Raw genomic sequence first — 7,730 nt, 5'->3', positions numbered from 1 at the left:
CTGCTGGTGAGCCTGACCAGCCTCGCCGCCGGCGCGGCGCCCGCCGCCGCGGCGCCCGGGCGCACCGTCCCGGTGCCCTGCGCCGGCGCGCTGTGGGGTACCTGTGACACCCGGGCCACGGACAACGGCTACCAGTACCGCTACCACGACGGAGTGCTGGAGCGCGTCGGGATCCCGACCGGATCGGGGGCCCGGCGGAGCGCGGCCTGCGGCCAGGATTGTCCGGACGACCCGGCGGCCGTCTGTGACCTGCTGACCGCGGTCGGGCCGGATCCGGCGATGGACGCGCAGGCGCGGGCCCAGTACGACCAGGCGGTAGCGGGCTGCTTCAACTACCTGCTGCCCGCCGGCGCGGTGCCGATCGCCCAGGTGCAGGCCGCGCTCGCCAACTACCTGCGCGAGAAACTCCTGCCGAAGCCGTCGATCGTCATCGCGCCGTCCGGCCGCAGCTTCGCGAACCTGGCCACGATCCTCTACACCCCCGTGCCCGACTCGTTCACGTTCAACGTCGACCAGCCGGTCGTGGCGACCATCAGCGCCGTTCCCCGCTATCACTGGGAGTGCGGTGACGGCGAGACCGGCCCGGATGCTCCCGGCCGGCCCTACGACCCGGCGATCTCACCGCGCGATCATCCCGAGGCCTATGTGGCGCACGGCTACGCCCGGCCGGGCCGGTACCAGGTGACCCTCGCGGTGACCTGGGACGGCACGTTCACCGTCCCCGGGGTCGCGCAGGCATTCCCGATCGACGCGGTGACCCTCGCCGCCGCGCGGGGCATCGTCGTCGACGAGGCCGCCGGCATGCTGGTCCACAACGATTGACGCCACCGCGGGACCGACACCACCGCGGAGAAACGGGGCCGCGGCGCGGCGGCTCAGCCGCGGTGGGCGGGACGAGCGGGCCAGGGTGCGTCGGGTGGGCGCAGACCGGCGTAGTTCTCGCCGCGCGCCCGGGCCGTGGCCAGCAGCCCGATGACCGCCATCGCGTTGGTGATCTCACCGCGCAGGACCCGTTCGACAGCGTCGGTGAAGTCGATACGCGCGAGACCCATCTCGGCCTCCTCGTGCACCGGCACGTACCGCTCGGCAGCCGGGATCTCGTGCAGCCCGCGGGCCAGGAAAAGGCGGTAGGCCTCGTCGGTCATCCCCGGCGAGGCCCACACATCAACCAGCAGATCGTAGCGGTCGGCGCGCAGCCCGGCCTCCTCGGCCAGCTCCCGCGCGGCGGCCGAGGACGCCGGCTCGCCCGGCACGTCGAGAATGCCGGCGGGCAGCTCCCACAGCGGACCACCGACGGGATGACGATACTGATGGACCATCACCACCCGATCGGCCTCGTCGAGGGCGACCACCCCCACGGCGCCGGGATGCACCACCACATCACGCTGCGAGATGTCGCCATCCGGCATCCGCACCTGATCGCGGCGGACAGAGATGACCCTCCCCTGGTAGGCCAGGGTGCTCTCGGTGACCTCGTACCGGTGCGGGGTCGCCGTCACGGGGACACCAGCGCGGCGGTGCCGTTGGAGCTGACGCTCGGACGGGACGCGCTCGCGCCCCGGCGGATACTCCCGCCGGATCGACCGGCCGTGACGCCGCGGGTCTGCGCGGCGCCGTTCTCCGGAGTGGGAGCGTCCTCGCCCGGCAGGTCCACCGGCAGCACCCCGCGGCGGCGGTCCGCATGCGCGACCGCCGCGGCGACGAGACCCCGGAACAGTGGATGGGCCCGGGTCGGCCGGGACCGGAACTCCGGATGTGCCTGGGTGCCGACGTAGTACGGGTGCACGTCGGCGGGCAGCTCGACCACCTCGACCAGGCGGCCGTCCGGCGACGCCCCGGAGAAGACCAGCCCGGCGGCGGCCAGCCGGTGCCGATAGTCGTTGTTCACCTCGTACCGGTGCCGGTGGCGCTCGGCGACCTCGGCGGCGCCGTACTCACGCCGGGCGAGCGTGCCGGGCGCCAGCACGCACGAGTACAGGCCCAGTCGCATTGTGCCGCCCATGTCCCGGGTGCCGGCCACCACCTCGTGCTGGTCAGCCATCGTGGAGATCACCGGGTGGGGGGTCTCGGGGGCGAACTCGGTGGAGTTCGCCGCCTCCAGGCCGGCGAGACTGCGGGCCGCCTCGATGACCATGCACTGCAGGCCGAGGCAGATACCGAGGGTCGGAATGCCGTTCTCGCGGGCGTGCCGCAGCGCGGTGAGCTTGCCCTCGATGCCCCGCACCCCGAAACCACCGGGAACGATGATCCCGTCGACCCCGTCAAGCAGGGTGGCCGTCACGTCCGGGGAAGAGCACTCGTCCGAGGTGACCCACCGCAGGTCCACCCGAGTGTCGGTGGCGAAGGCGCCGGCGCGCAGGGCCTCGGTCACCGAGAGGTAGGCGTCGGGGAGGTCCACGTACTTGCCGACGATCGCGATCGTCGCCGTGTTGGCCGGGTGGTGCACCCGCCGCAGCAACGTGTCCCATTCCGTCCAGTCGACGTCGCGGAAGGACAGCCCGAGCCGACGCACCACGTAGGCGTCGAGACCCTCGCGGTGCAGCACCCGGGGAATGTCGTAGATGGAGCTCGCGTCCGGCGCCCCGACGACGGCCTCGTCGTCGACGTCGCACATCATCGCGATCTTCTTCTTGAGTGAATCGGGCAGCGGCCGGTCGGACCGGCAGACCACGGCGTCGGGCTGCAGGCCGATGCTGCGCAACGCCGCGACCGAATGCTGGGTCGGCTTGGTCTTCAGCTCTCCGGAGGGGGCGAGGTAGGGGACCAGGCTCACGTGCACCGTCAGGGCGTTGTCCCGACCGACCTCGTGGCGTACCTGACGGATCGCCTCCAGGTAGGGCAGCGATTCGATGTCCCCGACGGTCCCGCCGACCTCGGTGATCACCACGTCGACGGAGTCACCGGCCAGCTGCCGGATCCGGTTCTTGATCTCGTCGGTGATGTGCGGGACGACCTGGACGGTCTGGCCCAGATAGCCGCCGCGGCGTTCCCTGGCGATAACGGCCGAGTAGACCTGGCCCGTCGTCACGTTGGCGCTGCCGTCGAGGTCGACGTCGAGGAACCGCTCGTAGTGGCCGATGTCGAGGTCGGTCTCGGCCCCGTCGTCGGTCACGAACACCTCACCGTGCTGGAACGGGTTCATCGTCCCCGGGTCCACGTTGAGGTAGGGGTCGAGCTTCTGCATCGTGACGCGGAGTCCACGAGCCTTGAGGAGTCGACCGAGGCTCGACGCGGTCAGTCCCTTGCCGAGACTGGACGCGACCCCGCCGGTGACGAAGATGTGTTTGGTGATATGCGCCTGACCCACCCGAAGCTCCCGTGGTTACGCCGCCGGTCCGGCCCCGGCGCCTCCACGGGACTTCACGGTAACAGCTCCCCCGCACGACGCCTCCAGCGCAATGCGGGGACTCTGCCATAAGGGTGAGTCAGGGCCCTCGGTTATCACCTTCGGTGACTCCCTGGACCACCGCAGGATGCCCGGCCTCCCCGACCGCGGTGGCACTACGGCAGCGCCTTGTCGGCCGCCGCGGCGGCGAGCAGCTCCTCGGCGTGCCCACGGGCCAGCGAGCTCTCCTCCTGGCCGGCAAGCATCCGGGAGAGTTCCCGCACCCGGCCGGCGTCGTCGAGCGTGACGACCCCACTGCGGGTGACCGATCCGTCGTCGGCCTTGTGGACCACCAGATGACGGTCCGCAAAGGCGGCGACCTGCGGCAGATGGGTGATACAGATCACTTGATGAGTGCGGGCGAGACGGGCGAGGCGCCGGCCGATCTCCACCGCGGCCCGACCGCCGACCCCGGCGTCCACCTCGTCGAAGACCATGGTCGAACCGGTGTCGGCGGCGGCGAGGACGACCTCGATCGCGAGCATAACCCGGGACAGCTCACCGCCCGACGCGCCTTTCTGGACCGGCCGCGGCGGCGCCCCGGGATGCGGGATCAGCCGCAGCTCCACGTCGTCGACGCCGAACGGTCCAAACGCGACGACCCGCAGGCCGACCGGCAGACCGGCCGGATCGTCGCGCTGCGACACGGCGGCCTCCACCCGGGCCCGGGGCATCGCGAGCCCGGCGAGCTCGGCGGCGACCGCCGCACCGAACCGGGCCGCCGCCTTGGTCCGGGCGTCGCTGACCTCCTCGGCGAGCCGGGCCAGCTCGGCGGTCAGGCTGTCCCGCCGGACGGTGAGCGCCTCGACGCTGTCCCCGGCGCCGTCGAGTTCCAGCAGCCGGCGCCCAGCCTGGTCCGCCCAGGCCAGCACGCCGTCGATGCCGGTACCGTGCGCCCGGGTCAGGCTGGTGAGGGCGGCCTTACGCGCCTGGGCGTCGGCGAGGCGCACCGGGTCGGCATCGATGCCCTCCGCGTAGGAGGCGAGGTCCGCGGCGACGTCGGTGAGTAGCATCCCCACCTCCGTGAGCCGCACGCCGAGAGCGGCGAGCTCGGCGTCGAGGGCGGACTCGCCGGCGATGATCCGCTGGGCCGCGGCCACCAGATCGACCGCACCGGGCTCGTCCGACCCGGTGGCCGGATCGCTCATCAGCGCGGCGTGCGCGGTCCGCGCCGCCCGCACCAGGGTCTCCGCATGCTCCAACCTGATCAGCTCGGCGTCGAGGATGACGTCCTCACCAGGGCCGGGGGCGACCCGTTCCACCTCGTCCAGGCCGAGGCGCAGCAGCTCCGCCTCCTGCTCGCGTTCACGCACCCGGTCGGTGATCTCGGCAAGCCGCCGACTGACCCGGGTCAGCTCCCGGTACACACCGCCGTAGCGGGCCAACGGCCCGGCGACGGCGGAACCGGCGAACCGGTCCAACGCGTCACGCTGGGTGGACGGCTTGAGCAGGCGCTGTGCCTCGGACTGGCCGTGCACGGCGATCAGCTCCTCGGCGATCTCGGCGAGGACACTCGCCGGGACCGAGCGGCCCGCGACCTGCGCCCGGGACCGGCCCTCCGCGGTCAGGGTCCGACCGACGACGAGGACAGCGCCGCCCGGATCCTCGTCGAGGTCGCCGCCGACTTCGCGGACCCGGGCCGCGACAGCCGACTCGGCACCGATGACGAGCCGACCCTCGACGAAGGCGCGATCGACCCCCGGCCGGACCAGACCGTAATCCGCCCGCCCGCCGGTGAGCAGCTCCAGCCCCTGGACAATCATGGTCTTGCCGGCTCCGGTCTCGCCGCTCACCACGGTGAGGCCGGGAGCAAGGTCGAGGGCGGCGTCGTCGATGACCCCGAGGCCGCGGATGCGAATCTCCTCGAGCACGCCCCGAACTCTAGCGTCACCAGAACGGAGGCCGATATCGCAGAGGCGGAAGATCCGCCACCGCTGCCGCCGCGTCGCGGCGAAGCCCCCCGACGATCATCCCAGGAAGCTCGCCGAAGGCGAGCTAACGGAAACCCCGAACGGCGCCCTAGGCCAGGGGTCCCCGCGTCGCGGCGAAGTCGCTACGCGGGGGAGGCACGTTGGTTGCGTCCTCGCCAGCCTTCCACCGGAAGGCCAAACTTGGCGACGAGACGATCAGTGAACGGCAGCGGATGCACCACGGCGAGCCGCACCGGTTGGCGGCCGCGGACCACCTCGACCCGCGACTCGGGGGGCACCTCGACGAACCGCCGGCCGTCACAGTAGAGGACCGCGGGCACCGGCGGCAGGATCTCCACGGCGACCGCGGAGGCCGGCGCCAGCACGAGCGGCCGGGCGAACAGCGCGTGCGCGCTGATCGGGGCGACCAGCAGGGCCTCGACGCCCGGCCACATCACCGGACCACCGGCCGAGAAGGCGTAGGCGGTGGATCCGGTGGGCGTCGAACAGATCACCCCGTCGCATCCCCACCGGGACAGCGGACGCCCGTCAATCTCCAGCACGCATTCCAGCATCCGAGCGCGCTCGGCCTTCTCCAGGGACATCTCGTTGAGCGCCCAGCCGGTATAGGTGACCTCGCCACGCCGCCGGACCGTGACGTCGACCGTCATGCGTTCCTCGACCGTGTAGTCCTTGCGGACGACGTGCTCGATGGTGGATTCCAGCGCGTCGGGTTCAGCCTCGGCGAGGAACCCGACGTGCCCGAGGTTCACGCCCAGCAGCGGGGCGTCAGCGGTGCGGGCCAGCTCCGCGCCGCGCAGCAGGCTGCCGTCGCCGCCGAGGACCAGCACCAGTTCCACCCCGACGGCCGCGTCGGCGTCGTGCGGCACGATGTTGGCGGCGGTCAGGTCGAGCATCTCCGCCTCGGCCCGCAGCACTCGCGGCGACACCCCGGCTGCGGCCAGGCCCTCGATGACCCAATGGGCGCTCTCCCGGACCACCGAGCGGCGGGGATGGGTGACAACGAGGATCTCCCGCGTCATGCCCGACGCCCCGATCCCGCGGGGCCGGCGGCGATCGCCCCGGCCAGGACGTCCGCGTCGAGCGGTGGGGCCCCGGCGACCAGCCACAGCAGGTACTCGACATTGCCCGCCGGGCCGGGCAGCGGACTCGCCGTGACACCACGCACGCCGAGATCTAGCATGGCTGCGGACGTGGCCACGTCGCGGACCGCCTCGGCGTGCAACGCGGTGTCGCGCACCACCCCGCCTGGCCCGAGCCGCTCCCGGCCGACCTCGAACTGGGGCTTCACCAGCAGCACGAAATCGGCGTCTGGGACCGCGCAGGCGCGCAGCGCGGGCAGCACCAGGGCCAGCGAGATGAACGACAGGTCCCCGACGACCAGGTCGACGCGGTCACCGATCTCGGCGGGCGTCAGGTTCCGGGCGTTGGTGCGGTCGAGCACGCAGACCCGGGGATCGCAGCGCAGCCGCCACAGCAACTGCCCGTAGCCGACGTCCACGGCCACGACGGAGGCCGCCCCGTACCGCAGCAGCACGTCGGTGAAGCCGCCGGTGGAGGCACCGACGTCCAGGCACCGTCGACCGGCCACGACCAGCGTGGGGCCGGTGGAACGCGGGATTTCGACACCCGGCCCCGGTTCCGGTGCGGGGACCCCGAAGGCCTCGAAGGCACCGAGAAGTTTGTGCGCGCCGCGGGAGGCGTAGCCGGGATCGTCCCCCTTCGTCACCGCGATGGAGGTGGATCCGTCGACCACCGTGGCGGCCTTCGTGGCAGGAATGCCGCCGACCAGCACCCGACCCGCGGTGATCGCCGCAACGGCCTGCTCCCGGGACCGGGCGAGACCACGACGGACAAGTTCGCTGTCCAGACGCGTCCGGCGGGACATCGTGACCCCGGAGCGACTCACCGCACCGGCCGGATCATGCCCGGCCCGGGCCGCGGCCCTCCCGTGGGACGCGCCCCGGAACGCGCCGGAACGGGCACGCCCGGCCCGGCCGCGCCCCCAGCGCCCTTGACGTGGTCAGCGCCCTTAACCTGGTCAGCGCTCCCATCCAGGTCCGCCAGTGCCCCGGCCAACCGGCGGTTTATCTCCTCGAAGACCTCGACATGCGCGGCCGTCGGTAGGGCGTCGAGCATGTCCAGCCGGCCAAGGACGTCGCGAACCTCGGCGGGCAGATTCTCGGTGTTCACGTTGTCAGCCTCCCGCACTCACGGCCGCTGACGCGACGGACCCTGGCGGCGTGCGTCATGCGACGAATCTCATGTCCTGTCCACTCCTCGTCCGGCCGGATCCGCCCTCGGCCGGCCCGGGACCTCACCCCGGGTCCGTCAGGACCACCGGAGATCGGCTCGCAACCGGTGTAAACTCGCCCACCACGCGGGTCGTCCCGCCCGGAACACCTACTCCCACG

7 protein-coding genes are annotated in these 7,730 nt (G+C 72.4%); 1 reads left to right on the top strand and 6 read right to left on the bottom strand.

Annotated features, from left to right (window positions below; genetic code table 11):
* Window positions 1-822: a PKD domain-containing protein gene (locus AC08OU_RS20295; protein ID WP_476605563.1), complete on the top strand. Its 822-nt coding sequence runs from the start codon at window positions 1-3 to the stop codon at window positions 820-822.
* A gap of 53 nt (window positions 823-875) precedes the next feature.
* On the opposite strand, the gene AC08OU_RS20290 is transcribed toward AC08OU_RS20295, so the two are convergent.
* The 6 genes from AC08OU_RS20290 to AC08OU_RS20265 form a co-directional block, all read right to left on the bottom strand.
* Window positions 876-1,499: an NUDIX domain-containing protein gene (locus tag AC08OU_RS20290; protein WP_462188285.1), complete on the bottom strand. Its 624-nt coding sequence runs from the start codon at window positions 1,497-1,499 to the stop codon at window positions 876-878.
* Window positions 1,496-3,307: a CTP synthase gene (locus AC08OU_RS20285; protein ID WP_476601658.1), complete on the bottom strand. Its 1,812-nt coding sequence runs from the start codon at window positions 3,305-3,307 to the stop codon at window positions 1,496-1,498. Before AC08OU_RS20285 ends, AC08OU_RS20290 begins: the two co-directional genes overlap by 4 nt.
* Window positions 3,308-3,501: 194 nt before the next feature.
* The gene (gene recN, locus AC08OU_RS20280) at window positions 3,502-5,256 is read right to left on the bottom strand and encodes a DNA repair protein RecN (RefSeq protein WP_476601657.1); all 1,755 of its coding nucleotides are present in this window, start codon (window positions 5,254-5,256) and stop codon (window positions 3,502-3,504) included.
* Window positions 5,257-5,438: 182 nt separating this feature from the next.
* Window positions 5,439-6,338: an NAD kinase gene (locus AC08OU_RS20275; RefSeq protein ID WP_476601656.1), complete on the bottom strand. Its 900-nt coding sequence runs from the start codon at window positions 6,336-6,338 to the stop codon at window positions 5,439-5,441.
* Window positions 6,335-7,204: a TlyA family RNA methyltransferase gene (locus AC08OU_RS20270; RefSeq protein WP_476601660.1), complete on the bottom strand. Its 870-nt coding sequence runs from the start codon at window positions 7,202-7,204 to the stop codon at window positions 6,335-6,337. The genes AC08OU_RS20275 and AC08OU_RS20270 overlap by 4 nt, the downstream gene beginning before the upstream one ends.
* A gap of 17 nt (window positions 7,205-7,221) precedes the next feature.
* Window positions 7,222-7,509, bottom strand: coding sequence for a hypothetical protein (locus tag AC08OU_RS20265; RefSeq protein ID WP_476601655.1), 288 nt, complete (start codon window positions 7,507-7,509; stop codon window positions 7,222-7,224).
* Window positions 7,510-7,730 lie beyond the last annotated feature (221 nt).

The sequence above is a fragment of the Frankia sp. CcMO1 genome, assembly GCF_977945845.1.
Note: the sequence above shows the minus strand (reverse complement) of the source record. Positions and strands in the feature narration are given on the sequence as shown.

Excerpts from the sequence above, each read along its gene's own strand:
- AC08OU_RS20270 (WP_476601660.1), bottom strand. The coding sequence starts at position 7,204 with ATGTCCCGCCGGACGCGTCTGGACAGCGAACTTGTCCGTCGTGGTCTC.
- AC08OU_RS20275 (WP_476601656.1), bottom strand. The coding sequence starts at position 6,338 with ATGACGCGGGAGATCCTCGTTGTCACCCATCCCCGCCGCTCGGTGGTC.